The 26,978-nt window shown below is 29.9% G+C and carries 27 protein-coding genes, 1 tRNA gene and 1 pseudogene; 6 read left to right on the forward strand and 23 right to left on the reverse strand.

The window, feature by feature from the left end; translation table 11 throughout:
• Window positions 1-2: 2 nt before the first annotated feature.
• The 5 genes from nifJ to rplM form a co-directional block, all read right to left on the reverse strand.
• Window positions 3-3,557, reverse strand: coding sequence for a pyruvate:ferredoxin (flavodoxin) oxidoreductase (gene nifJ / locus L8X28_RS03700; RefSeq protein ID WP_263665557.1), 3,555 nt, complete (start codon window positions 3,555-3,557; stop codon window positions 3-5).
• Window positions 3,558-3,674: 117 nt separating this feature from the next.
• Entirely contained in the window at window positions 3,675-4,319 is a 645-nt protein-coding gene (locus tag L8X28_RS03705; RefSeq protein ID WP_263665558.1) for an HAD family hydrolase, read from the reverse strand.
• A 3-nt stretch (window positions 4,320-4,322) separates the two neighbouring features.
• On the reverse strand, window positions 4,323-5,309 hold the full coding sequence (locus L8X28_RS03710; RefSeq protein WP_263665559.1) for an OmpA family protein: 987 nt from the start codon (window positions 5,307-5,309) through the stop codon (window positions 4,323-4,325).
• A gap of 243 nt (window positions 5,310-5,552) precedes the next feature.
• A complete protein-coding gene (gene rpsI / locus L8X28_RS03715) occupies window positions 5,553-5,942 on the reverse strand; it encodes a 30S ribosomal protein S9 (protein WP_039617655.1) in 390 nt (129 codons plus the stop codon).
• 2 nt (window positions 5,943-5,944) lie between these two features.
• Complete coding sequence (gene rplM / locus L8X28_RS03720) at window positions 5,945-6,370, reverse strand: 50S ribosomal protein L13 (RefSeq protein WP_039617653.1); 426 nt, start codon at window positions 6,368-6,370, stop codon at window positions 5,945-5,947.
• 171 nt (window positions 6,371-6,541) lie between these two features.
• Here rplM and L8X28_RS03725 point away from each other — a divergent pair, with 171 nt between their 5' ends.
• Both L8X28_RS03725 and L8X28_RS03730 read left to right on the forward strand, forming a co-directional pair.
• Window positions 6,542-6,925 (forward strand): WG repeat-containing protein, encoded by a 384-nt coding sequence (locus L8X28_RS03725; RefSeq protein WP_263665560.1) that lies wholly within the window; start codon window positions 6,542-6,544, stop codon window positions 6,923-6,925.
• Window positions 6,926-6,930: 5 nt separating this feature from the next.
• Window positions 6,931-7,059, forward strand: coding sequence for a WG repeat-containing protein (locus L8X28_RS03730; protein ID WP_263665607.1), 129 nt, complete (start codon window positions 6,931-6,933; stop codon window positions 7,057-7,059).
• Here L8X28_RS03730 and L8X28_RS03735 read toward each other — a convergent pair.
• The 16 genes from L8X28_RS03735 to L8X28_RS03815 all read right to left on the reverse strand — a co-directional run bounded on the left by L8X28_RS03735 (window position 7,056) and on the right by L8X28_RS03815 (window position 21,623).
• A complete protein-coding gene (locus tag L8X28_RS03735) occupies window positions 7,056-9,800 on the reverse strand; it encodes a RecB-like helicase (RefSeq protein WP_263665561.1) in 2,745 nt (914 codons plus the stop codon). The genes L8X28_RS03730 and L8X28_RS03735 overlap by 4 nt on opposite strands.
• The gene (locus L8X28_RS03740; RefSeq protein ID WP_263660524.1) at window positions 9,797-12,184 is read right to left on the reverse strand and encodes a PD-(D/E)XK nuclease family protein; all 2,388 of its coding nucleotides are present in this window, start codon (window positions 12,182-12,184) and stop codon (window positions 9,797-9,799) included. The genes L8X28_RS03735 and L8X28_RS03740 overlap by 4 nt, the downstream gene beginning before the upstream one ends.
• Window positions 12,184-12,696 (reverse strand): FixH family protein, encoded by a 513-nt coding sequence (locus L8X28_RS03745; protein ID WP_165955270.1) that lies wholly within the window; start codon window positions 12,694-12,696, stop codon window positions 12,184-12,186. The genes L8X28_RS03740 and L8X28_RS03745 overlap by 1 nt, the downstream gene beginning before the upstream one ends.
• A 2-nt stretch (window positions 12,697-12,698) precedes the next feature.
• On the reverse strand, window positions 12,699-13,274 hold the full coding sequence (locus L8X28_RS03750; RefSeq protein ID WP_261529512.1) for a hypothetical protein: 576 nt from the start codon (window positions 13,272-13,274) through the stop codon (window positions 12,699-12,701).
• Between the two features lie 100 nt (window positions 13,275-13,374).
• On the reverse strand, window positions 13,375-13,587 hold the full coding sequence (locus tag L8X28_RS03760; RefSeq protein ID WP_133319393.1) for a DUF4006 family protein: 213 nt from the start codon (window positions 13,585-13,587) through the stop codon (window positions 13,375-13,377).
• Window positions 13,587-14,465, reverse strand: a complete 879-nt coding sequence (gene ccoP / locus L8X28_RS03765) for a cytochrome-c oxidase, cbb3-type subunit III (RefSeq protein ID WP_263665562.1) — start codon at window positions 14,463-14,465, stop codon at window positions 13,587-13,589. Before ccoP ends, L8X28_RS03760 begins: the two co-directional genes overlap by 1 nt.
• Window positions 14,465-14,668, reverse strand: a complete 204-nt coding sequence (locus tag L8X28_RS03770; RefSeq protein WP_133319395.1) for a cytochrome c oxidase, cbb3-type, CcoQ subunit — start codon at window positions 14,666-14,668, stop codon at window positions 14,465-14,467. The genes ccoP and L8X28_RS03770 overlap by 1 nt, the downstream gene beginning before the upstream one ends.
• An 8-nt stretch (window positions 14,669-14,676) precedes the next feature.
• The gene (gene ccoO / locus L8X28_RS03775; RefSeq protein ID WP_087700416.1) at window positions 14,677-15,342 is read right to left on the reverse strand and encodes a cytochrome-c oxidase, cbb3-type subunit II; all 666 of its coding nucleotides are present in this window, start codon (window positions 15,340-15,342) and stop codon (window positions 14,677-14,679) included.
• Between the two features lie 11 nt (window positions 15,343-15,353).
• The gene (gene ccoN / locus L8X28_RS03780; protein ID WP_039617631.1) at window positions 15,354-16,820 is read right to left on the reverse strand and encodes a cytochrome-c oxidase, cbb3-type subunit I; all 1,467 of its coding nucleotides are present in this window, start codon (window positions 16,818-16,820) and stop codon (window positions 15,354-15,356) included.
• 108 nt (window positions 16,821-16,928) lie between these two features.
• Complete coding sequence (locus L8X28_RS03785) at window positions 16,929-17,591, reverse strand: sulfite exporter TauE/SafE family protein (protein ID WP_263665563.1); 663 nt, start codon at window positions 17,589-17,591, stop codon at window positions 16,929-16,931.
• Window positions 17,588-18,706: a glutamine-hydrolyzing carbamoyl-phosphate synthase small subunit gene (gene carA / locus L8X28_RS03790; RefSeq protein ID WP_263665564.1), complete on the reverse strand. Its 1,119-nt coding sequence runs from the start codon at window positions 18,704-18,706 to the stop codon at window positions 17,588-17,590. Before carA ends, L8X28_RS03785 begins: the two co-directional genes overlap by 4 nt.
• Entirely contained in the window at window positions 18,703-19,254 is a 552-nt protein-coding gene (locus L8X28_RS03795) for a DUF507 family protein (protein ID WP_133319399.1), read from the reverse strand. The genes carA and L8X28_RS03795 overlap by 4 nt, the downstream gene beginning before the upstream one ends.
• Before the next feature lie 63 nt (window positions 19,255-19,317).
• Window positions 19,318-19,836: a MotE family protein gene (locus L8X28_RS03800; RefSeq protein ID WP_165955271.1), complete on the reverse strand. Its 519-nt coding sequence runs from the start codon at window positions 19,834-19,836 to the stop codon at window positions 19,318-19,320.
• On the reverse strand, window positions 19,833-20,252 hold the full coding sequence (locus L8X28_RS03805) for a flagellar FliJ family protein (RefSeq protein WP_263665565.1): 420 nt from the start codon (window positions 20,250-20,252) through the stop codon (window positions 19,833-19,835). The genes L8X28_RS03800 and L8X28_RS03805 overlap by 4 nt, the downstream gene beginning before the upstream one ends.
• Window positions 20,249-21,499, reverse strand: coding sequence for an adenylosuccinate synthase (locus tag L8X28_RS03810; RefSeq protein WP_133319402.1), 1,251 nt, complete (start codon window positions 21,497-21,499; stop codon window positions 20,249-20,251). The genes L8X28_RS03805 and L8X28_RS03810 overlap by 4 nt, the downstream gene beginning before the upstream one ends.
• A 26-nt stretch (window positions 21,500-21,525) precedes the next feature.
• Window positions 21,526-21,623 (reverse strand) — tRNA-Sec (locus L8X28_RS03815).
• A gap of 155 nt (window positions 21,624-21,778) precedes the next feature.
• On the opposite strand from L8X28_RS03815, the gene yedE reads away from it, so the two are divergent.
• Both yedE and yedF read left to right on the forward strand, forming a co-directional pair.
• Window positions 21,779-22,987, forward strand: coding sequence for a selenium metabolism membrane protein YedE/FdhT (yedE, locus tag L8X28_RS03820; protein WP_263665566.1), 1,209 nt, complete (start codon window positions 21,779-21,781; stop codon window positions 22,985-22,987).
• On the forward strand, window positions 22,984-23,211 hold the full coding sequence (yedF, locus tag L8X28_RS03825; protein WP_133319404.1) for a sulfurtransferase-like selenium metabolism protein YedF: 228 nt from the start codon (window positions 22,984-22,986) through the stop codon (window positions 23,209-23,211). Before yedE ends, yedF begins: the two co-directional genes overlap by 4 nt.
• 21 nt (window positions 23,212-23,232) lie before the next feature.
• Here yedF and L8X28_RS03830 read toward each other — a convergent pair whose 3' ends face one another.
• On the reverse strand, window positions 23,233-24,360 hold the full coding sequence (locus L8X28_RS03830; protein ID WP_263662080.1) for a mandelate racemase/muconate lactonizing enzyme family protein: 1,128 nt from the start codon (window positions 24,358-24,360) through the stop codon (window positions 23,233-23,235).
• Window positions 24,347-25,857, reverse strand: a pseudogene (locus L8X28_RS03835) (BCCT family transporter). Before L8X28_RS03835 ends, L8X28_RS03830 begins: the two are co-directional and overlap by 14 nt.
• A gap of 255 nt (window positions 25,858-26,112) precedes the next feature.
• Between L8X28_RS03835 and L8X28_RS03845 the strand changes: the two are divergent.
• Window positions 26,113-26,388, forward strand: a complete 276-nt coding sequence (locus tag L8X28_RS03845) for a hypothetical protein (protein WP_263665569.1) — start codon at window positions 26,113-26,115, stop codon at window positions 26,386-26,388.
• Window positions 26,389-26,417: 29 nt separating this feature from the next.
• Complete coding sequence (locus tag L8X28_RS03850) at window positions 26,418-26,966, forward strand: formimidoylglutamase (RefSeq protein WP_263665608.1); 549 nt, start codon at window positions 26,418-26,420, stop codon at window positions 26,964-26,966.
• Window positions 26,967-26,978 lie beyond the last annotated feature (12 nt).

Here is a 26,978-nt window from a genome sequence, read left to right on the forward strand (position 1 = left end):
AATTAATTTTCATTGCTAAAATCAGCACTTGCTAAACGCTTAAGCTGTCTGTAACGACGTTGTGCCTCTGCTTTATTTTTTTCAAATAATTCTTTTGCTAGCTCAGGATTTGATTTTTTCAAAGAATTATAACGAACTTCATTCATTAAAAAGCTTTCATATAAATCCCAATCAGGTTCTTTTGAAGAAATTGTTAAAGGATTTTTACCTTCAGCTTCTAAACGCGGATCATAAATATAAGTTGGCCAATATCCACATTTTGTAGCTAACTCTGCTTGATTTCCTGAATTTCCAAGTCCACCTTTAATACCATGAGCTATACAAGGAGAATAAGCAATAATCAAAGAAGGTCCATCATAAGCTTCTGCCGCCATTACAGCTTTTAACAATTGTGCATAATTTGCATTAGAATTTACTTGAGCCACAAAAATATAACCATAAGTCATAGCAATTTGACCAAGATCTTTTTTCTGTACTGGCTTACCTGCTGCAGCAAACTGTGCTACTGAACCTGTTCTTGAAGATTTTGAGCTCTGACCGCCTGTGTTAGAATACACTTCAGTATCAAGCACTAAAATATTTACATTCTCACCGCTTGCCAAAACATGATCAAGTCCACCATAACCTATATCATAAGCCCAGCCATCACCACCAAAAATCCAATGTGATTTTTTACTTAAATAGCTTTTAAGTTCTAAAATATCATTAACTGCTTTGATTTGCTTATTTTCTTCTAACAATGGAACTAATTTATCTCTTAATTCCAAAGAAACTTTAGAATCTTCTTTATTTGCAATCCACTCTTTATATAATGCAGAAAGTGCGTTAGGTACTTCTTGCATACTTTCATTCATTATGTGTTCTATTTTATGTCTTGTAGTTTCAGTTGCTATTTTCATACCAAGACCAAATTCAGCATTATCTTCAAATAAAGAATTACCCCAAGCAGGTCCATGACCATTTTTATTGCTTTTTCTATATGGAGTTGAAGGAGCTGAGCCACCATAAATAGAACTACAACCAGTTGCATTAGCAACAATCATTCTTTCACCAAATAATCTAGTAATTAAAGTAATATAAGGAGTTTCTCCACACCCTGGACATGCTCCATGAAATTCAAATAAAGGTTGAGCAAATTGGATGCCTTTGGTATTTTCTCTATTTAAAATATTATCTTTATAACTTACTTTTTTGAATAAATAATCTGCATTTTCTTGCTCACCATGATCAAGCTCTTCACCTAGTGGTACCATCACTAAAGATTTTTCTTTGGTAGGACACTCATGCACACAAAGCTCACAACCTGTACAATCAAGCGGCGAAACTTGAATTTTGAAATTTAATTTTTGCTCTTTCACGCCTTTTGCATTTAAGCTGTGCTCTTTTACACCTGCTGGAGCATTGTTTAATTCTTCTTCATCAATCAAGAAAGGTCTGATAACTGCATGAGGGCATACTGAAGCACATTGATTACACTGAATACAATTAGTTTCTATCCATCTTGGCACCATAACACCAACGCCTCTTTTTTCATACTCAGTAGTACCATGCTCAAAACTACCATCTTCATAGCCCAAAAATGCCGAAACTGGTAAATCATCGCCCTTAGCTGCATTCATAGGTTTTGCGATTTTTTCAACAAATTCAGTGCCTTTATAAGCTATAGTTTCTTCTTTTGCTTCATTAGCTAAATTTACCCAAGAAGGATCAATATCAACTTTTACAAGTCCATCTGCACCTACATCAATAGCTTTATAATTCATTTCAACTATAGCATCACCTTTTTTACTATATGATTTATAAGCTAATTCTTTCATATATTTTTGCGCATCTTCAAAAGGAATGATATTAGCAAGTTTGAAAAATGCTGATTGCATAATCGTGTTTGTTCTACTACCTAGTCCTATCTCTCTAGCAAGTTTTGTAGCATTAATGATATAAAAATTAATTTCCTTTTGCGCTAAAACTCTTTTTACTGCATTTGGAATTTTTTCAATAGTTTCTTGCGCACTCCAAATACTATTTAAAAGGAAAGTTCCTCCTTTTCTAATACCTGCTAAAACATCATAAATTTCTAAATACGCAGCCACTGAGCATGCTACGAAATGTGGCGTAGAAACTAAATAAGTTGAAGTAATAGGTTTTTTAGAAAATCTTAAATGGCTTCTTGTATAACCACCTGATTTTTTAGAATCATAAGCAAAATAAGCTTGCGCGTAAAAATCTGTTTTATCTCCTATAATTTTAATAGAGTTTTTATTTGCACCTACAGTGCCATCGGCACCAAGTCCATAAAATAAACACTCTATAGTACTTTCATCACCCAAAGAAATTTTCTCTCCCACAGGCAATGAAGTAAAGGTTACATCATCATTAATTCCTATGGTAAAACCATCTTTTGGATTTGCTTGATTTAGATTTTCAAAAACTGCTATTAACTGAGCAGGATCCACATCTTTTGAAGAAAGTCCATATCTACCACCAACGATTAAAGGTGCTTTTTCTTTTCCATAATATGCACTTTTTAAATCCAAATAAAGTGGCTCGCCTAAACTTCCTGGCTCTTTAGTTCTATCTAAAACAGCAATTTTTTCAACACTTTGAGGCATTACATCAAATAAATATTTTAAACTAAATGGTCTATATAAATGAACTTTTAAAACCCCTACTTTTTCACCTTTGCTACTCAAATAATCTACAACTTCTTTTAAAGCTTCAGTCACTGAACCCATTGCTACAACAACACGCGTTGCATTTTTATCCCCATAATACACAAAAGGTCTATATTCTCTTCCTGTAATTTTTGAAATTTCTTGCATATATTCATTAACAATATCAGGAACAGCTTCATAATATTTATTTGCCAACTCTCTTGTTTGAAAATAAATATCATCATTTTGAGCCGTACCTCTTGTTTTTGGATTTTCTGGATTTAGACAGGAATTTCTAAATTCCAATAAAGCCTTACGATCCAATAAGCGATCAAAATGTGCATAATCCATTACTTCAATTTTTTGGATTTCATGAGAGGTTCTAAAACCATCAAAAAAATGCATAAAAGGCACTCTACCTTTAATAGCTGCTAGGTGTGCAACACCTGCTAAATCCATACTTTCTTGCACAGAATGCGAACAAAGCATAGCAAAACCTGTTTGTCTTGCAGCATAAATATCTTGATGATCTCCAAAAATAGATAGCGCTTGAGATGCTAAAGCTCTAGCTGCCACATGAATTACTCCAGGTAAAAGTTGACCTGCAATTTTATACATATTTGGTATTTTTAACAAAAGTCCTTGAGAAGCGGTATAAGTCGTGGTTAAAGAACCCGCTTGTAAAGATCCATGAACTGTCCCTGCTGCACCTGCTTCACTTTGCATTTCTACAACTTTAACTGGTACTCCAAAAAGATTTTTTTTGCCTTGAGAAGCCCATATATCAGTATAATCAGCCATAGGAGAGCTTGGAGTGATAGGATAAATTCCAGCAACCTCTGTAAATGCATAAGCAGCGTAAGCTGCTGCTTCATTACCATCCATCGTTTTCATTATTTTACTCATTTAATCTATCCTTATAATTAAATAATTACTTAAAGTCAATAACTACTTTATCTTTAATTGTCTTAAACAATAATAAAAATTTTTTATTATTTATAGGTATAGAGTTTAAATGGGAAATTATCGGATATTTCTTATATATTTTATGGCTTCATAGGTATTTTTAAAAAGCGGAATTTCAAATTTAGCTAAACTTTCTTTACTTTCATAACCACTACTTACAGCCACAGGAATAATATTGGCATTTTGAGCAGCTTTTATATCTAAATGAGTATCACCTACCATAAAAGCATTTTCTTTGTTTTTAGAAAGTTTCTTCAAAGCTAATAAAATAGGCTCAGCATCTGGCTTTGGACAAGTTACATCGTCTCTACCTATAATAACTTTAAAATGCTCTCCTATACCTAAATGATCAAGTAAAGGTTTAGAAAATTTAGAACTTTTAGTCGTAACAACAGCTAAATCAGCAAATAAACTAGCCTCATATACACTTTCTTTTGCCAAAGGAAGTAAAGAAGTTTGTTCTATATAGATTTTTTGATATACATTTCTATAAGCATTAATATATTCACTTGTTTTCTCTTTTGCCACACCAAGCTTTTCAAAAGCTACATCCAAAGGAAAACCTATCAAAGCCTTAATAGCTTCATAATCTCTTAAAGGCTCATTAAAAGCTTTAAAAGCAGCATCAAATCCATCTAAAATGGCACTTGTAGAATCTATCAAAGTGCCATCTAAATCAAATAAAATTGTCTTTTTTAGCAAAGCTTATTCTTTAATAAAAAATTTTGCTTCAACGCGTCTATTTTGCGCACGACCTTCTTTGGTATCATTGCTTGCTTTTGGCTTTTCAAAACCATAGCCTTTAGTTACAATTTTTTCTTTAGTAACACCTGTTTTTTCAAGTTCCTTCGCTACGGCATTAGCACGCTCTAATGATAATTTTTGATTATAAGCCTTAGGACCTGTACTATCTGTATGGCCTTCTAAAATAGTATAGTATTGAGGATTTTCTTCTAAGATCTTACCTACTTCTTGAATTTTTTGAGCAAATTCTGGATTTATATTAGTCTGATCAAAACCAAAATGTCCCTCAAGGGCTATTGTTTTTTCACAACCTATATGATCAAGCAAAGCACCTTTTCTTGGCTCTGAACATGTTTTATTGATTTGTTTTACTTGTGGCTTTTCTTCAATTTGCTTAGTTTCAACATTAGGGGTTTTTGGAGCTTTATTGCCAAAATAAAAACTTAAGCCAACACTAGAAATTAAATTATGTTCGCCATTGTTGAATTTAATTTGATCTCTTGCTTCAAGTCTTAAAGCTAAATCTTCTCCAAGCGCGAATTTAAAACCCGCACCATATTGAGCAAACATACCACTTTTATTTTCATAAGCCCCGTGACTTAAATACTCATAACCTGTTCCTAATAATCCATATAAATACACATGATTAGCTAAATCAATTCCTTTAATAGCATTCACATAAAATCTCGAAACACTAGTATCTGTATGTGTATTATCATTTGGATTATTATATTTTGCATTATCATAATACTCTAAACCAAGTTCAGCTTGATCTATCCATAAATCATCATAGTGATAGCCAAATCTTAAGCCAACTCCACCATAATTTTTAAGATCTAAATTTCCTTCTGGTGTTGTATAGTTAAAGGTCGGGGTTATTTCTATTTTGCTAGTATCAAAAGCAAATAAAACACTAGCTAAACTAACTAAGCTTATAATTTTTTTCATAACAATCCTTATAAAATAAATTGAGCGATTATATAAAAAAGAAGATTAAAATAAAATAAGCCCCTTTGGGTAAGGGGCTTAAATTTACTACAAAAAGGAGGTTTCCCTGATCGGACCTTGGAATTATAAATATTTATTCTAAACAAAAAATCCTTTGATTTTAAATAAAATAAAAATATATGAAAAAAATATGATTTTTTTAAAAAAATAGAGAAAATGGATCCAAAATGGATCCAAAAAATATTAGCGTTTAGAGAATTGTGGACTTCTTCTTGCTTTTCTGCGACCGTATTTTTTACGCTCAACAGTTCTGCTATCTCTAGTAAGAAGTCCTTTTGGTTTTAATAATGCTCTAAAATCTGCATCCATAGCAGCTAAAGCTCTTGAAATACCATGTCTTAAAGCTTCAGCTTGAGCACTGTAACCACCACCTAAAGTTGTTGCTTTAATGTCCATAGAAGTTTCTTGTTTAGTTACTAATAAAGGCTGAACTACTTTTAATTTTATAGCTTCATGTCCGCCAAGCCAAGTATTTAAATCCATACCATTAACGATGATTTTACCACTACCAGCTTTTACCCAAACTTTAGCTACAGCGGTTTTTCTTTTACCTGTTGCGTATGTTGTTGCCATGATTATTTTCCTTTATTAGCAATTTGAGCAGTATGAGGATGTTCGCTACCTGCATAAATTTTTAATTTTTTAAGCATAGCTCTACCTAGGTTTGTTTTAGGTAGCATACCACGAACTGCTAATTTATATAATTTAACTGGATTTTTTTCTAATAAATCACCAAATTTTTCACTTTTTACACTTCCAAAATACCCTGAATGTCTGTGGTATAGTTTATCTTCTGCTTTATTTGCACCTGTGAAAACTGCTTTAGAAGCATTGATAATGATTACATAATCTCCACAATCAACATTTGGAGTATAGCAAGGTTTATTTTTACCTCTTAAAATAGTCGCTACTTCTGTTAAAAGACGACCAAAACGCTTTCCTTCAGCGTCTAAAACGATCCATTCGCGTTTTACTTCGTTTGGCTTTGTTATCTTTGTCATCATCTTACCTTTGCCAAAAATTTTTTAAAAATGAGATTATAATTATTTTAGCTTAATTAATACTTAATTTAAGAATACTTAAAGTTTAAATGATATCTTTTTTATATTGTAACTTATTCTTAAATAGTTTATATTACAATTGTAATATAAAATACTTTATAAGGCGAAATAATGTTAAATTTATTTGCTAAACATAAAATAAAATTTGCTATTGCTTTTGTACTACCTATTTTAGCTTTTGGTTTTAATATTTATTATAATACAAATAAAAGTGAAATTCATACAACTAACCCAAACAAACAAAATAACAAATATGAAATTTTAAAAGAAAAGTGCAACAGTGGGGATATTAAGGCGTGCTTAGATTCCTATCCTCTTAAATATAAAAAGCCCATACAAGCTAAATTAAATGGAAAATGGGGATTTATAGATAAAAACGAGGAAATAATAATAAATCCTATATTTGATAATGTTTCTAATTTTAAGGAAAATCTAGCAAGTGTTAATTTAAACGGAAAATGGGATTTTATAGATAAAAATGGAAATTTGCAATAAAACCTATTTTTGATAAAGTTTATAGTTTCAACCAAGGAATTGCAAAAGTCAAGTTAAATGAAAAATGGGGACTTATGGATAAAAATGGAAATTTTATAGTAGAACCTATATTTGATGATATAGATTATTATTAAACCTCCGCTATCTCCACTTTATCCTTTAAAACATATACCAAAAAAGCCTTAGTGGAAGTCTTGGCTAAGATTTTTTCTATGGCTTCTTTATAAAGTAAAACTTGCTTTTTATGTTCGTTTAAATTTAAGCCTGTTTTATAGTCTATAATGATAGCTTCATTATCATCAAATGCAAGCATATCAAGTTGTTTTTGTTCGCCTTTATAAGTGATGATTTGCTCTTTTAGTAGCTTTTTACCCACTAAAAGCGCGTTAAAGCTCTCATCTTTTAAAAGCATAGTAAGTCTTTTAAAAAGCTCATTAAAACCTTCATCATCTAAGTAAAAACGATATTTTTTATACACCATTTGCTTGCAAAATTCAAAATTACTTTTAGTATTAAAATCAAAATATTGCAAAAACTCATGCAAAGCCAAACCAAAATGTATTTGCGTGCTTGAAAGATGACTTTTTACTTTAACTTCTTGCAAATTTACCTTTTGAAATTCTTCAAAGTTTTCTATTTGTTCTAAATTTTCTAAAGGTTCATTTGTTTTGACAAGCTGTTCTTCTATAATGCCTATTTGTTTTTCTTCATAGTCTTGAAAATAGCTCTTAAAGGTTTTAAAACTCTCATCATTTTTTATGATAAAAAGAGAGTTTTTAGCTCTAGTAAGGGCTACATATAGACAATTTATCTCATCTTCTGCTTGAAGTTTTTCTCTTTTAGCTAAAAAGGTATTGTAATTTTGATCTTCAAGATATTTTCTAGCGCTATGTCTGTATTTTACTTCCCAACCTTGCTCTAAATCATACTCAAACATTAAAGTTTCATTATCCGGAGCTTTTTTACTAAGTCTATCAAGTACGATTAAATTTTCAAATTCAAGCCCCTTAGATTTATGCACGGTCATAATGCTTACTCCATCATCTTGAGCTTGTAAAGACTTTAACTCACATGGAGCAAATAAAAAATCAAAGAAATTATCAAAAGTACTTGCATACTCTAAATACGCAATGAGATTCACATCACTTAAATCAAGTTTTAAAACATACACTAAGTATTTTAAAATCTCACCTACACTGCGGTTTAAATCAAGCGTTATAAACTCAAGCTCTTTTTCTAAAATACTACTTGCAAAGTACAAACTAAACTCATCTTTAAGCACACAAGCCTTTGCATACTCAAAAAGCACTCTTACACTAATACAATCCATCAAAGCTACATTGCTTTGCGTATAAGCTTTAATGTCATTTTCTTCAAGAAATTCTTTCATTAAAGTAGCGTCTTTGTTAATCCATACCAAAATGCAAATTTCACTAAGCTTTACGCCTTTTTCTAAAAGCTTTTGAATGATCTTTAAAACTTCTTTACCACTTGCTTCATGCAAAGAACTTTTTGGCGGGATATGATTTTGTAAAACTTCCACATATCCACCTTCTTTAATGCTTTTTTGCAAAGTAAAGCTAGGATTTAAAAAGCTATCAAAAAATTTATCTTTAAAGACTTCATTTACATAATCAACAATAATCTTTTTACTACGATAATTAGTATCTAAATGCTCTAATTTAATTTGTGGAAAATCTTTTAAAAGCTTATCAAAAAGCTCTTTTTTACCCCCTCTAAAACCATATATGCTTTGCTTTTTATCCCCCACATAAAAAAAGCTTCTATTTTTTTTCACTCCCTCGCCTGAAACAAGCTCAGCAATGATGGGTTTTAAAATTTGATACTGCAAAACATTAGTATCTTGAAATTCATCGATTAATAAATGCGAAATATAACCATCGAGTCTAAAATAAATCAAATCTTTATTAGTTTCATCACTAATTAACTCATGAGTTTTTAAAGCTATATCTGAAAAAGTCAGTGCATTTTGCTTGGCATTATTTTCATTTCTTGCTTCTTTAAAATGCTTCAAAAGCTTTGCAAGCATACTAATGCGATAATTTTCCATTTGAGTAAAATACTCTTTTGCGCTTTGTAAAAACTCTGCTCTTTTTTGTAAAAATTCACTATCGGTGACTTTTACAAAATATTTTTTATCTAAATCACAAATAATAGGTTTAGTAAAGAAATCTTCTATGTTTTCAAATTCAAAATTTTTTTGATAGTTTTTATCTGTGCTTAAATTTCTTGCATAAGCTATAAACTCACTTAAGCTTTTTTCTAAAAAAGTTTTTTTTGGAAAATGTGCATTTTGTATAGAATTTATCTCACAAGATCTTTCATACAAGCTTTCAAGATTTTGCAAAAAATCACTTTTACTTTTTGTTTGGACAATATAATAAGCTAAAGCTCTTAATTCTTCTTCGTCTAATTTAGAAATGAAATTTTTATAACTATCTTGATTTTCTATAATATCAAAATCACTCATAAGACCTAAATTTAAAGCAAAAGAGCGAATGATTTGCGAAAAAAAGCTGTCAAAAGTGTAGATATTAAGCTTAGATCTTAAAAACTCATCTTTGTATTTTTCTCTTAAAGCTATAAGCTCATTTTTGCTTTTGCCTAGCATTTTCATAAGCTCATTACATTCTGCTTTATTCTCTCCATTTTCAAGCACATCAAATTCTAAAAAGGTTTTAAAAACTCTTTCTTTCATTTCACTTGTAGCTTTATTAGTAAAAGTAAGGGCTAAAATTTCATTAATCTTAGCTCCCATTAAAACCAAAGCTACAAAACGCACACTTAATGCAAAAGTTTTTCCACTTCCTGCGCTAGCTTCCAAAGCTAAAAAAGGCTCAAAATGATAACTCAAAGCTTAAACTCCTTTTTATAAAGCATGGTATAAGGGCTATAAGTATTGTCGTTTTTTTGATTAAAAAATTCTTTTTCCAAAGGCTCTTTAGCAAGCTCATTAAGTAAATCTTTCAGTTCTTGTACGCTCTTACTTTTAGCATTTTCATGTATGATTTTGATATTTTTTAGATCATAAAAACAAGCTTTTGTATTTAATAAGGCATTTTGATTTTCTAATAAAAACTTATAAAAAGCAAGTTGATAAGACTTTTCATCTGCTTTGCCACTTTTATAATCTATAATCAATCTTTCATTGCCATTATTATCTACTCTATCTAAAAAGCCTATGGCGTGAATTTTCACTCCATTTTCTGTGATAAATTCTTTTCTTGGTGGATTAAATTCGCATTTTTCTACCACATAACCTTGCTTAAAATGCTCATTTTCAAGTGTTTGGAATTCTTTAAATATAGTTTGTATTAAAGCTAAATTTAGCGCATCAACTCGGTATTGTTTAATGCTTTTTACCACTTGCATAAAAACTTCATAATCAAAATGATTTTTAGATTTTTGTGTATAATAAAGCTCTAAAGCCTTATGGATAAAACTCCCCAACTCATTTGCTCTAAGTGTATCATCTAAAGTCTTTGGCTCTTTTAATCTTAAAACATATTTATAATAATAATCCAAACCATAATGCACAAGAAGATGAAATCTTGAAAAAGAAAGATCACTTTGAAAATAATCGTGCTTTGCTTTAATACTTACAATAGGCTCAAGATTAAAAGTACATGGATAAGTTTGGAAATATTTCACATAAGCATTATTACTATAAGTCTTGTCTTCATAAAGTGGAAATTCAAGTTCATTTAAAAATCTTGATTTGATTTTTTCTTCATTTTCCACATAAGAAATTCCAACTAATTTTGCCTTGGCTATTAAAGTATAATAATAATGTCTTTGTAAATTTTCTCTTTGAGCATGAGTGATAAGTCCTGCTTTTTTGCGAATTTCATTGTTTAAAAATAACTCGCTTGAAACTCTTTTTGGGATAAATTCATCATTAAAATCAACTATAATTACCCCGTCATATCTAAGTCCCCTACTTTCTAAAAGCCCCATTACAGTAACTTCACCACCACCAACACTGCTTAATTTTATACCATCAATTTGCATGAAAAATAATTCTAAAATTTGCACAAAGCTTAACTCGTGTGTTTTTACAAGCTCTTTGATAAAAATAAGCTCTTGATGTATATAATTTTTTAATTCCTCATCACTATCTTCTAGCAAATTAAAAATAAAATTCTCAAAAAAATCAAAAGAAATATTTTCATCAAAAAACTTTTTAAACTCTGTAAAATCAACACTAGAAGAAAAAAAGTGTAAATTACACAAATGTTTGTTTAAATTACACCTTTCATAAAATTCTTCATTTTCTTCATACTCGAACTCATCATCTTTAGCACTTTCATACAAAGACTTTAATCTATGATAAAAAAGTGTATTTTTAATACTTTCTCCACTTGCATAATTTAAAACATTGTTTTTATCATAAAGTCTTAAAATATCTACAAAATTCTCATCAGGTGTAATCACTACAATATCTTTTGCGCTTATACCGGATTTTAAAAAAGAATTAATTTTTTCAAAAACAAAAGCAGCTTGCAAAGATCTTAAATGAAAACTTTTATAACTAATTTTACTTTCTTTAAAAAAGCACTCTTCTTTTAAAATTGTTTTTTGATTTAAATCAAACAAATAAGCATAATTTGCCTTAAGAGAAAGTCCTTGTAAAAAGCTAAGAGTATTTAAAAAATCTTTATTAAATTTAGTGCAATTAAACTGCACTTTAAGAGGAATTGTTTCCTTAACTTTTAACAAAAGCTCTACTTCAAAGGCATTTAAAAAACCTTGAAAATCAAAAATAATCTCATCATAATTTTTTAAAAAATCACTATTAATTTCATAATCTAGCGGCAAAGAAATATCATCATATAGATTTTGCTCTTTTAACAAGGTAAGATAATTTTTAAAAAGTTCTTCTAAAATTTGCAAATGTTCATCATACTGAGCGTAAGCATCATGAAATTTTAATGAGTTGATATCTTTTTTTTCTAAACTAAGCTCTTTAAAGAAACTAAATAAATAAGCATTATTTTTTAAGAAAGCAAAAAAATTACTCGGTATTTTTAAGCTTTGCTCTAAATTTTTAGTTTGCTCACAAGCCTTTTTCATCAAAAGTAAACACTCATAGTGTGTTGCTTGAAAATGCGGAGAAAAAACTAACTTTTGTATAAATTCGGCTATACTCATAGCCGGTTCTACTAAACTATCAACCTGTAGTTTTTTCTCATAATACTTTCTTAAAGCTCTTAGTGAGCTAAATACAAAAAGTTTCATTATTTAGTCTGCAAAAAGAATTTAAAAAATCCTACACTATTTTCATCTTGAGTGATTTTTAAAAGTATTTGCCAAACACCTTTTTCTTTGATATTAAAATCAAACACCAAATCACTTCCTTCTAATCTTACTTGCAAATTCTCATCATTTACATTTGTATGTGGACGCGAAAGTAAAGTTTGGATTTGAAGCTTACTTAAATCATAATCTTTTAAATTTTCAATTGCAATCCTAAGCTCATTTTGCCCTTCATTGATATAATAAACTTGATTTTTCTTATGCATAAAGCTTTCTTTGTCTTTAATGCTTAGCTTAAAATTTTCATCAAAAGTCTTTTGTCTGTTTTGAATTTCATTATAATTTAACTCTACATTTTGATAAGAATCAAAATAAAAATTATCTTCATACACAGGAGCCTTACTTGCAATAAAAATCGTAACAATACAAGCTATAACAATAAGCCCCAAAGAAATCAAAATACCATAAGGCCAAAATGTTTTCTTATTTTCCATTTTTATTTTCTCCTTTTGATTTTTCTTTGAACTAGCATTAAAATTGCAACACATAAAAATCCATAGATTAAAATTCTCATGATATTTAAAGTATCACGATTTGAATTTCCATAAAAAGGTTTTATATTAAAATAATTTGCTACTTGATCGGCTATATCTGCATAACCATTTAAAATAGCTGCATTATAAATATCTTTTTGTTTAGGATTTGCAAGTATAGGTAAAATTGTTCCTTTTTCAGGATAAGGACTCAAAACACCTTCTTTATCAAAAAAAGCCAAAGCATCATCGCTTGCAAGTATATCTACCTTATGTGAAGCTTTAGAAAATACAAGTAAAATATATGGTTTACTTAAATTAGCTTCATAATTTTTTAAACTTTCAAAATCTTTTTTATCACTTAATGCTAAAGCGATATTTACTCCAGTTAATTCATAAATTTGTCTAGAACTTGTAGTGATATTTTGTTCTATCGCAGTGTTTAAGATATTATCATTTAACAATATTTCAGCATGTAAAAAATTAGCAAAACAAATAAAAATGGCGGCTAAAAAACCGCCTTTAAATATATTTTTCATCCTATAAAAAGATGATTTGCAGTTAAAACCGACCAAGCAGTGATTCCAGCCGCTACAACTAAACCGGCTATGATTAAATACTCAAGAACTTTTGCCATAATCATTCCTTTATAATGATATGTTCTTCTCTTTTAGAGTCAAACATTTTAATTTGTTCTGCATTTTCTATTTTATAAGGTTTTTGCATAACATCTTGTTGTGTTTTTAGACCCAAAATAGTTAATCCTGCTAAAATCGATAATAATAAAATAGTTGCTATTAACATTCCGCTAACGCCTGAAAGTGAAAATACACATCTGTTTGAATTTTCCATTATTCGCCCCTTGAAAGAGAAATCACATATTCGCCAACTGCTTCTTTTTGAAGCTCATTTAACAAGCCATTGTTAAAATGAGGCATTACACCTATACTACCTGCTTTACCACGATTTAAAACATCTACTACAAATTCTGCACTACCATATTTTGTTAAATCTGGAGCCACTAATTGTCCATCAATAGTTCCTTTTCCATCTTCGCCATGGCATACTGTACAAGTGACAAATAATTCTTTTCCTTTTGCTACAAGTTGAGGATTTTCAGTTTTTTTAATTGCTGAAATTTCAGAAGCAACATAAGCAGCAATTGCAGGAATATCCGCTTCATCTATACCATTATCTGCTGCACTTAACATCTCACCCATAGGATAATTTAAACCCTTAGAGCCTTTAGTAATTACTTCTATAAGTCCCTCTTCTGAACCCCAAACATTAAGATTTTGAGCTTTTCCATTGATACCATCACCTGTAATACCATGACAAGAAGAGCATTGAACTAAAAAGATATTTTTACCCATTTCTTGCTTATCTTCATTACTTAAATTTGCAAATTTTTGTGCAAATTTCTCATTATGCACTTGTACTTCTTTATTATATTGACCAATTTGAGAATAACTATTTAAAGGATACCCCCAAAGAAAATACCATATACACCATACTATAGCTAAGAAAAATACCACAGCCCAGCCAAGTGGTATAGGATTTTTATATTCACCTATACCATCCCAACTATGTTCACTTAGCTCACCCTGACTTTTTTCTTCTTTCATACTTTTAAACAATTTTCCTACCACAACAAGCGTAATCAATATGATAAGAATTGCCCCAATAAAAGATAATAAATTAACATTATCTTGTAAGTTCAACCATTGCATTAAGCACTCCTTTTATTTTGCTCTAAAACACGATCACCAATTTCATCATGTAATGCTAAATCAGCATATTTTTCATAGTTTCTTCTACCTGTTTTTTCAGATCTATACAAATGAAACCAATAAGAATACAAAACTACCACTAAGAATACTACAAGGGCAAAAAAGCCATAAGCTTGCAACTCTCTTATTAGTTCTAAATCCATAGTTTTTCCTATTTCAAACTATTAAGATACGCAATCAAAGCGACAATTTCTCTAATTTCACCTCTAGCAAACGCATCTTTAACATCTTGATTTTTCATTTGATCTACTATAGCTTGGGCTTCTGCTTTAACTTCTGCTTGAGCTTCTTCCCAAGTACCAAGTTTTGTACCATTTTCAACATCATAAGGAACATTGAAAACTTTTTTTACAGTTAGTGCTTCTGCATAAGCTGTTTCTATATTTGCATTATTGCTAAACATATGTTTGTAAGCTGGCATAATAGAACCAGGAACAACTGAAACTGGATCCCACATGTGATTTTCATGCCAATCTGTAGTTCTAAAATTACCTATACGCAATAAATCAGGTCCAGTTCTTTTTGAACCCCATAAAAATGGTCTATCATAAGCATATTCACCACTAACTGAATACATACCATAACGATCTGTTTCTGATTTAAAAGGACGAATAAGTTGTGAATGACATGCATTGCAACTTTCTTTAATATAAGCATGGCGTCCTGCAAGTTGTAAAACCGTATAAGGCTTTTTACCTTCAATTGGTCTTGCATTTTGAGCAAAATCAGGTAAAACTTCCACAATACCTGCATATGCGATCACTATAAATACTGCCACAGCAAAAAAGAATGGATTTTTTTCTAACCAACTAAACATATTTTTCCTCCTTATGCTGCCATAGGTGAAGCACTTTTTGGCTCTTTATCAAGCACTCTACCCACTGAAATTGATTTATAAATATTATAAACAAACATGAAAAATCCTACTAAGTACAGCAACCCACCTACAGCTCTAATCCAATAATAAGGAATAATAGCTTCAACAGTATCAATGAAAGTATAAAGCAAGTTACCATACTCATCTGTAGCTCTCCACATCATACCCTGAGTAATACCTGCTATCCACATAGAACTAAAGTACAATACTATACCTGTAGTTTGGATCCAAAATTGAGCTTCCATTAGCGATTTACTATATAATTCTCTTTTAAACATTCTAGGCACCATGTGATAAAGTGCAGCCATAGTCATAAAGCCAACCCAACCTAAAGTACCATCATGAACATGTCCTGGAATCCAATCTGTAAAGTGTGCTAATGCATTAACTGATTTAATAGAAAGAATAGGTCCTTCCAAAGTTGAGAACATATAGAAAGTTGAAGCTAAAATCATAAATTTGATTAATGGACTTTCTCTTAATTGACTCCACTCACCTTTCATAGTAAGTAAGATATTAATTGCTGAACCCCAAGAAGGTAAAATAAGAACGATTGAAAAAACTGAACCCATAGTTTGCATCCAATCAGGCACTGTAGAATAAATCAAGTGGTGTCCACCTGCCCATAAATAAACAAACATTAAGCCCCAAAATGCAAATAAAGATAATTTGTATGAGAAAATTGGTTGTCCACTTTCTTTTGGTAGAAAATAATAAATTTGAGCGATAATACCAACAGTGAATACAAATGCAACTGCATTGTGTCCATACCACCATTGAACTAATGCATCGTTTGTCCCTGCATACATAGAAACACTATGCCACCAATCACCCATTCCACTCACAAAATAAGTAGGCACAGCCATATTGTTAAATAAATAAAGCATTGCTATACCTAGGAAAGTAGCTATATAATACCAAAGTGAAACATATAAAGTTTTTTCACGGCGAATTCCAATAAGCCCAAAAATACTTACACCCCATAAAACCCAAACTAAAACTACCAATATATCAAGTGGCCATTCAAGCTCTGCGTATTCCTTTGAAGTGCTAACACCTGCAAACAAAGTAATAACAGCTATAATCATAGTGATCATGTAAAGCCAAAAATGCAATTTACCAATGAACATTAAAAAGCTTGATTCTGCCATACTAACTTTTAGCACACGCTGACCAATATAATACCAAGTAGCCCAAATTCCTGAGAGCATAAAACCAAAAATTACACCTGAAGTGTGCAATGGTCTAAGTCTTGAAAAAGTACCATACTCACCGGCTAAATAATTTAAATCCGGATAAGCCATCTGAAAGGCAATAAGCGTTCCAATAGCCATACCAATAACACCAAACAATAAGGTAGCAAACATAAAATATTTAGCAACCGTATAGTCATAGTTTAATGCATTTCCTGGGTGCATTTCCTCTCCTTAAGTTTTTTTCTGCAATTATGCGATCTTTATATTATACGATACTTAATATCTTTTTTAGCTTAAACTATGTCTAATTATTTATTATTTATTAATAAATTATCGCGTAAAAACAAAGCCTATATAAGAAAAATACACACCATAACAAAAAATTAAAATATAGGAAATTAAACTAGCTATTTTTTGAAATTTTTCATTTAATGTTTTAGAAAAATACGCAAGAAATATCAATGCTGGTAAAGTTGAAAAACCAAAAACAAGCATAATTAAAGCCGACAAATACACACTTTGCACACTCATTCCAAAGGCTATATAAAAATACACCAAACCACAAGGCACAAAGCCATTTAAAAATCCTAAAAAAAGAGTACTCTTGAAAGATTTTTTTTGAATCAATCTAGAGATGTTTTTTTTAATTACGCATTCAAAAAATAAAGAATTTTCAAAAAAACTTAGAAATTTTCCTTTAAAAATCAAAGCAAGTGCTAATGTTATCATAAAAATTCCAATTATAAAAAACATTATGCCTTTTGAAAATTCACTAAATGAAAGCAAACTTCCAAAAACTCCAAAAAATATACCCAAGCAAACATAAGCAAAAATTCGAGATAGATGATATGAGAAAATTAAAAGAAAAAAAGGGAGTTTAATTTGCTTTGAAAGCTGAGTATAAGCTAAAACAAAACCTCCGCACATTCCATAACAATGCCCAAAACTAGAAAGAAAAGCTATACTTGCTAAAGCAATAAAATCTAAACTCACAAAAGCTCTAAAAATTCTTTAAAAATATACTTGCTCTCATGTGGCCCTGAAGAACTTTCTGGGTGATGTTGCACCGATATAATAGGATAATTTTTATATCTCACACCCTCTACATTATCACCAAACAAATTTCTATGAGTAATAGTTGCAACCTCTGCTATTTCTTCAGGAATATTATAATTATGATTTTGTGCTGTAATTTCTACTGTGTTATTAGTAAGGTTAATAACAGGATGATTTGCTCCATGTTGGCCGAATTTCATTTTATAAGTTTCATAACCAAAAGCATTACTTAAAAGTTGATGTCCCAAACAAATACCAAGCATAGGAATTTTAGCTTCTGCTAGTTTTTTAATCTCTGCGATTTCATCTTTTAAAATTTTTGGCTCACCTGGTCCATTGGATAAAAATACACCATGAATTTTACCTTTTTGATATAAATCAATCAAATCTTTTGCCTTGGTATTATAAGGAAAAACCTCCACCTCAAGTCCAACACTTACAAGCTCATTTAAAATATTTTCTTTTACACCATAATCAATCACAGCTACTTTTTTACCATTTGCTTTTACATTCTCATAAGCTTTGTTGCTATGATCCCAAGCACCTTTACTATGTTTATAAGAGTTTTTAGTGCTAACCTGTGCTACATAATTTACCTCATCAATTTTAGCACTAGAAAGAAGCATTTTTTTAAGCTCTTCTTTGTCCTTAATTTCAGTAGATATTACCGCTCTCAAATTTCCTTGATCTCTGATCATTTTAACTAAAAATCTAGTATCAATTTCACAAAGCCCTATTTTTTCATGCTTTTTCAAATAAGCACTTAAAGAATCATTGGCTCTAAAATTAGAATAATCTTCATTTAATTCTCTTATAATCATTCCGCTAGCAAATACATTTTTACTTTCATTATCTTCATCATTAATACCAACTATACCAATTTCTGGCATTGAAAATACCACAAACTGACCTGCATATGATGGATCAGAAATAATTTCTTGATACCCCGTAAAAGAAGTATTAAAAACAAGCTCTCCAAAAAAAGTTCCACTTTGTCCAAAAGCCTTTGCGCTTAAAAAAACATCATTCTCTATATAAATATATGCTTTCATAAAAGTCCCTTTTTTCTAAGCTCTTCTTGATATAGCTTTTCAAATACCAATTCATATTCTTCAGAACCTGGGATAAGTTTTCTTTTATAATTTGAAATTTTTTCATAGACTAAATCTTCTAAATTTTCATACTCTTTTAAATAAGACATAATACTTGAAAAAATGAGATTTTTAACACGATTTTCTGATACATTGTAGTTTATCAAATCTTCTTCCACTAAATTTTCTAAAATTTTATGAGAAAGATTATTGTATCTATCTTCACTATCAAGCATAAATTTAAACTCATTTGCTAGCTTTTTCTTAATCATCCAAAACATACTTTTTCTATCTATTTGCATAAACTCAATTTCATCTTCTTGGCTTTCTAAAATTTCTTTTGCTTTTTCATCAAGTTTACGCTCATTTAAAACATCTATTTCTATAATTTCTTTTGCTGTTTTTAAAAGTTTTTGACTATCATCTTTAATTTTAACAAAAGAAGAATGCATTAAATCAAGTATTATTTTATTTGCTATATAAGGTATATGAGCTGGTTTGATACGCATTTATTCACCTTTTTATTTTTATTTTGAAATAATACTAAAAAAAAGGTAAAAACTGCTTAAAACTTACTGCGAACTTGCATTTTGATCTAAATTTTTCAAAAGTAGTGTTAAATCGGAAGCTTTTTTTGGATCCATCTTGGCCATAATGGATGAAATTTTTCTAGGATCTAGCGAAAGTAGAATTTTTGAAGCCTCATCCGGTTCCATTTCGCTTAATATACCTGCCACGGCCACATCTTTCATTTTAGCATAAATTTCTGTGATACGCCCCATAGTTTTATCATTAATAACTTGAAGATTTTGTTTAGTCGCTTCTAATATACGCTCATTTTGCTCTTTTAAACTTTTTATTTGCTCTAAACTTGCATTAACATCAGCTTCCTTTTGCTCCAAAGCTTGCATTTTTTCTTTTTGCAAAGCTTCAAAAGAAGCTCTATAAGCCTCTAAACTTTGTCTTGCTTCATCATATTCTCTAATTTGCTCTTGCATTTGCTCTTTTCTTGCTTCAAAATACTGCTCGCAATTTTGCTGTGCATTTACAAAATTTAAGAAAATCAATAAAAATATTATTTTTTTCATCATTTGTCCTTATTAAAATGTCTTGTTATAGCAAGTTCATCTATAAATTTTTCTTCTTCTTTTTGCAAGGCTTTTTGGATTTTTTTTAATTCTTCATTTTCTAAAACCTTAGTTTTTTCAAATTCCAAATGAGCCTTTTTGTATAAATGTTGATGATGTGCAAGTTCTTTTTTAGTTAGGTCTAATTTTTGTTTAATTCTTTGCTTACCCTCTCTTGCAATCTCTTGCATTTTTAAAGACGATCTTAACAAAGCCACCGAACCTTTATCAGCCAAAGTCAAGCTTTCGCATGTTTTTAAAGCTTCTTTAAATTCTTCTTCACACAACAAAAGCTTTTGTCTTGTTCTAGTCAAATTTGCCTCTGCTTTATCAAGCTGTTGTTTTCTAAGCTTAATCACAGAAGAATATTTGCTTTTCATAAAATGATGGTATCTTCTCTTTCAGGACTTGTGGAGATATAACCTACTCTAACGCCACTTAATTCTTCCAAACGCTTAATGTATTTTTTAGCATTTTCAGGTAGCAAATCATAATCTCTAATCCCTGCAACTTTATCCCAACCTTCCATTACTTCATAAATAGGCTTAGCGTTTTCTAAATCACAAGGTACATAGTCTATTTCTTGTCCCTTATACTCATAAGCTTTACAAATTTTAACACTTTCAAAACCATCTAATACATCAAGTTTCATTAATGATAAAGTATCTAAGCCATTTAATCTTGCAGTATATCTTACCGCAACCGCATCAAACCAACCACATCTTCTTTTTCTACCTGTACTTACACCGATTTCTTTACCAATAAGTCCTATTTTTTCACCATCTTCACCTAAATCCTCACTTGGAAAAGCTCCATTTCCCACTCTTGTTGTGTAAGCTTTTACTATGCCTATAACTTTTCCAATTTCTTTTGGATTTAATCCCAAACCACTTAAAGCTCCAGCTGAAATAGTCGTTGAACTAGTTACATAAGGATAAGTTCCATGATCAATATCAAGCATAGAACCTTGCGCGCCTTCTAACAATACTTTTTTATCCTCATCTAAAGCTTTCCAAAGCATTCTTGTAGTATCTGTAATATATGGCGCTAAAACTTCTTTAAAGCGTTTTAAATCTTTTAAAATTTCATCATAACTAGGCATTGCAATACCTAAAACATCAAAATAAGTTTTTTTAAGTTCAAAATCTTTCATTAAATTTTCACAAAGCTTTTCAGGCTCTAGCAATTCCCCTACTCTATGTCCATTACGACTTATTTTATCTTCATAGCTTGGCCCTATACCTTTGCCTGTTGTTCCTATAGCTTTATCGCCTTTAAGTCTTTCTCTTGCTTGATCAATCAAAGCATGATGATTTAAATTTAAATGGGCTCTATCGCTTATAAATAATCTTCCTTCTAAATTTTCAAATTGAGCCATTTCACTAATTAATACATCAGGATTAACTACAACTCCATTACCTATAACATTAATACATTGCTTATTTAAAACACCTGATGGCATTAAATGTAAAGCATATCTTATACCATCAACCCATATAGTGTGACCTGCATTATGTCCACCTGCACTTCTGCAAACATAATCATAATTTTCACATAGTTTATCAACTATCTTACCCTTACCCTCATCACCCCATTGGATACCAACGACAATATCTGCTTTACTCATAAAAAAACTCCATTTTGACTTAAATTTGGCGAGAAGGTGAGAGAATCGAACTCCCCAAAAAGTAGTCAACTACCCTTTCATCTGATTTGAAGTCAGTGGCCATCACCAGATAAGCTAACCTTCCAAAAATGATATTATATCTTAATATTTTTAATTGAAACAAAAATTAAACATATGAAATTATAAGCGTGTAAAAATACTTTGAAATATTATATTTTTTAGTTATAATGTTTGTTTTTCAGTGTCAAGTTTTGACAATTACAATTTTTGGATATATCAATGCATTCTTTCAAACAATCTTTTTTTATAAATTTTTGGGATAATTCCAAAGGCATGATTATACTTGGAATTTTAAGTGCTATTTATTTTGGAATTTTTGGCAGTGTTTGGGCTGTTACAGGTGAAATGACACGCTGGGGTGGAGAAATTTTAGAATTTTTTGGTATGGATTTAAGCCCCTATACTTACTACCAAAAGCAAAATTTAAGTGGCAATCCCTTAACAAGAATTGATGGTATCATGCTCATAGGTATGTTTATAGGATGCTTAGTAGCTGCATTTTTAGCAAATAAATTTAAATGGCGTTTGCCTGCTAGCAAAATTCGAATTTTTCAAGCTATTATAGGAGGAATTTTATCAGGCTTTGGTGCAAGACTTGCTTTTGGTTGTAATTTAGCAAATTTCTTTACAGGTTTACCTTATTTTTCTTTACATACTTGGGTTTTTACTTTATTTATGATTTTAGGAATTTATCTAGGTGTTAAGGTTTGCAATCTTGCCTTATTTAAGCCAAAAGCAAGATTACAACGCGTTTGCAAAGAAAATCAAAAATTAAAAACACAAAATAAAATTTCAAAAATATATTTTTACATAGGACTTGGTATATTTATAATTTTTATAACTTATGTTGTATTTATACTACAAAAACAAAATATTGATATTAAAAACAAAGAAAGCTTTTTTCCTTTAGCGTTAATATTTGGTTTTGTTTTTGGTTTTATCATTTCTAGGGCTCAAATTTGCTTCACTTCTTGCTTTAGAGATTTATTTTTATTTGGTAGAGACAATGCTATAAAAGGCGCTTTAATAGGTATGATCATAGCTTGTTTAATAGCTTTTGCTTTTATATTACAAGGGCATACTAGTAAAGTAATAGAAATATCACCAAACCTTGCTATAGGTGCTTTTTTATTTGGATTTGGAATAGTTTTTGCCGGAGGATGCGAGTGTGGTTGGATGTATAGAGCTTGCGAGGGACAAAGTCATTTTATTATAGTGGGTATTGCCAATATCATCGGTACTATGATCTTAGCTTTAAATTATGATCATTTCCCAAAAATACTAACAAATGGTATAAAAATTCATCTTTTAAATGATTTTGGTTATTTTAATAGCTTATTAATCAATTTAGCTTTGTTTGCTATTTTATTTTTGTTTGTTTTAAAATTTAAAAGATTATTCTTCCAACACAACAAAGGAAAATTATGATTATTCATTATAGTTTAAATTTAGAAGGTGAGGCATGCCCATATCCTGCTATAGCTACCATTGATGCATTAAAAGAATTAAAATCAGGTGAAGTCTTAGAAATTTTATGTGATTGCCCACAAAGTATTAATTCTATACCTCAAGATGCGAAAAATCGCGGATTTGAAATTTTAGAGATAGATCAAGATGGACCAACGCTTAGATTTTTAATTCAAAAACCTTAAAAATTAGATTTGAGTATTTACTCAAATCTTTATATTTATACGATATTTTTCTATTAAATTTTCATCCAATATCACTCCTATACCCACAGCATCATTGACTTCAACTATACCATCTTTGCAAGGGATTAAATTTTTCACCAAATGAGTAAAAAGCACACTTGTTGATTGAGAATACTCTATCAAATTACAATATTTAGTACTTGCTAGAAACTGCACCGTAGCAGCAAGTAAAATTCCTGTAGAAAAACCATGCGGGACTAAATCACAACCATATTTTAAAGATATTTTTTCAATTTCTAACATAGTGTCAAAACCACCGCATCTAGTAATATCAGGTTGCACAATAGAAACTTTTGACTTTTTAATAAAATTTTCAAACTCATTTAGCGTGTAAAAACTCTCTCCACCCGTAATCTTACAAGGTAAGTGTTCGCTAAGTCTTGCATAATCATAAAAATTATTTGCACTAACTGGTTCTTCTATCCACTCTAAGTTATATTCTTCAATTTCCAAAAATCTTTCTCTTGCATAAGAAAAATTTTTCCAAAGCCCTACTAAGTCAATACTAAGTTTAATATCATCACCCACTGCACCTCTAATATTCTTGATAATCTCTTTATCAGATAATGCATTATTACCAAAGCCTGCACCACCAAATTTTAATAGTTTAAAACCTTCTTCTTTTAAGTATTTTACTCTAGAAATATTTTCTTCCATATTTTTACTCGGAATAAAAGTAGCGTATGCATTTAAAAAGTCTTTTCTTTTTCCACCAAGTATAGTAGCTACACTTACACCATAAATTTTTCCAAGTAAATCATATAAAGCAATATTTATTGCACTTAAAGCACAAATTAATGCTCCGCTAAGTCCATAATACGCACTTCCCTCAATCAAATCATCCATAATCTTCTTAATATTTCTTGGATCTTGTCCTATTAAAATTTCACTTAAATTTCTACAAGATCCATGAGTACTAGGCTGCTCAAACATTATCTTTAAAACTGCTGCAGCACTATCACTTTCCCCTATTCCATAAAGATTATTATCTGTATAAATTCTTAATATAAAGGCATCTTCACCCCACTCACAAGACTCATCAAAAGTTTTTGTCCTTAACCATATAGGTTCAACCTTAGTAATTTTCATTATCCATCCTTTTTATCCATTTAATAAGCCCATAAAAGCTAATAGCAAGTATTACCAAAAAAGGAGCAGCACTCAAAACAACTGCAACTTTTAAGGTATTTAAATCTGCATTTATATAAAGCATTGCTAAAGGAATTAATCCAAGCATAATACACCAAAAAACTTTTAAATATTTACTAGGATTTTCACTATCTATTTTTGTGCTTACACAAGAAATAGTAAATGCAGTAGCATCCATATGAGAAGCCAAAAATACCATCATAAGCAGGAAATAAAAAAGAGCAAAAATAGTACCAAATGGTAGTGTTTTTATCAATGCTACCACTCCAGCTTCTCCAGCATTTGAACTAATAAAATTTGGAACATCTAAGATTCCACTTTGAAAAATATCTATTGCATATGAACTCAAAACTCCAAAGAAAAACCAAGTCCCAATACATCCACCCACAATAAGACCAAAAATTACTTGACGAATGGTCCTTCCTTTAGAAATTTTTGTCACAAAAATACTAACAGCAGGAGTGTAAGTAATCCAATAAAGCCAATAAAAAACTGTCCAATCAGAATTAAAGCTACTTACACCAGCAATATCATTATATAAGCTCATTGAAACATAATTACTAAAAAATACCCTTATACTATTTATTATATTATTTAATATAAATACACTATCTCCTAAAATAAATACCAATATTGCAAACACAAAACACAAGATACAAGATATTTTAGCAAGTTTTGCCATACCACTTGATAATCCAACAAAACTAGAAAAGGTAAAAACAGCTGTAACAATAGCTAAAAGAATAAATTTTAAATAAAAACCATCATTAATATCAAAAATTCCAGAAAGTCCAGCACTAATTGTAATTATAGAAAGGGTTGTAGTAAGTACAAGTCCACCAAAAGTACTAAATAAAAACACAACATCGATGATTTTATCAAGCACTATATTTTGATTAATATGCAAGATATTTGCTATTAAACTTGAAATTTTTAAATTTTTATTTTTAAAAATATAAAAATGAAAACACATTGCAATAGAACTTAAAGCATATACAGCCCAAGGCGTAATACCCCAATGCAAATACAAAAAGAAGTTGCACTTCTTAAAGCTTCTGTAGATTTTGGAGTAATATTTAATCCAGGTGCTAAATAATAATATGCCCATTCCATAAATGCCCAATACATAGTAGCAGATCCAAGTCCTGCACAAATAAACATAAAAATCCAAGCAGTATTTGAATAAGGATTTATCCCATCGCCTAATTTAATATTACCTATTTTAGAAAAAGCCAAGTAGAAAATAAAAACTACACAAATAAACTCAAAAAGTTGAACAAATGAGCCAAACATATGTGTAAGCTTACTAAAAAGAAAATTTGCTACTTCTAAAGCTTTACTAGGATTTATAAGTAAAATTACAATCACCATAAAAACCGCCAAGATAGATGTCACTATCAAAAATAAATCATAAGTTTTTTGATTATTTTTTTGCATAAATCTCCTTTTTGTTTCAAGTAGTAAATATATAGTATTTTCTTATTTTAAAATAAAACTTAAAGAAACTTTTATCATAAATGCATTAAAAGCCATACCTTAGTATTTTCAAATATTTTTTACTATAATAAAAAATTATTTAATCAATAAATTATTGCTACTAAAATACACAAATAAATAATGTTATTTCTCAAAATACAAAAATATTTAAAAAAATATCTTACATTGAAATTAAACACAAAAAAGGAGGAATACATGTGGCAAGGGAGAAATGATGGTGATGAAATTATCCATAAACGATTATTTAAATGTTTAAATCACTCTTCAAATAATAAATTATTAGGCTTTTGTTCATCATTGGGTGTGCAGAGAAATAATGGTAGAATTGGAAGTGAATTAGCACCAAAAATTATAAGAAAGAATATGGCAAATTTTGCTATACATGATGATTTTGATTTTGATGATTTAGGAGATATTGAAAATTTTGATACCCTAGAATTAGGCGATGAACTCTTTATCACAAGTGCTTAGAAATTTTACATAATAATTATTATGGTGTAATTTTAGGAGGTGGACACGAAACATCTTTAGCTTGTATTAAAGCGCTTTTAGATTACAAAAAAAGTGTAGGAGTTATAAATTTTGATGCACATTTTGATGTAAGAATTCAGGAGTTACATACTTCTGGAAATTCTTTTTACAAAGCTTATGAATATGCAAAAGAAAATAATTATGATTTTTCTTATCTTTGCTTGGGTGTAAGTAAATTATCTAACACAAAAGCACTTTTTCAAACTATGGATAATATGAAAGCAAGTTATGTTTTAGATACTGAATTTGAAAAATGTATAGAAGTCATTAAAAATTTCTTAAAACAAAATGAAGTTGTTTATTTAAGTATTGATATGGATGTATTTTCACAAAGCGTAGCTCCTGCTGTAAGCGCCCCTGCTGTTTTTGGTATCAATTTAAAAGAAATTTTAACTCCGATAAAAATTATTTTTGAAAGCAAAAAAGTTGCTTTAGCAGATATTTGTGAATTTAATCCTAAATTTGATATAGACAATCACACTGCAAAAATCGCTGCTTATCTAGCATATTTTTTTTAAGTAAAGGAATGA

The organism is Campylobacter sp. CNRCH_2016_0050h, from assembly GCF_025772605.1.
GTDB classification, from domain to species: Bacteria; Campylobacterota; Campylobacteria; order Campylobacterales; family Campylobacteraceae; genus Campylobacter_D; species Campylobacter_D lari_D.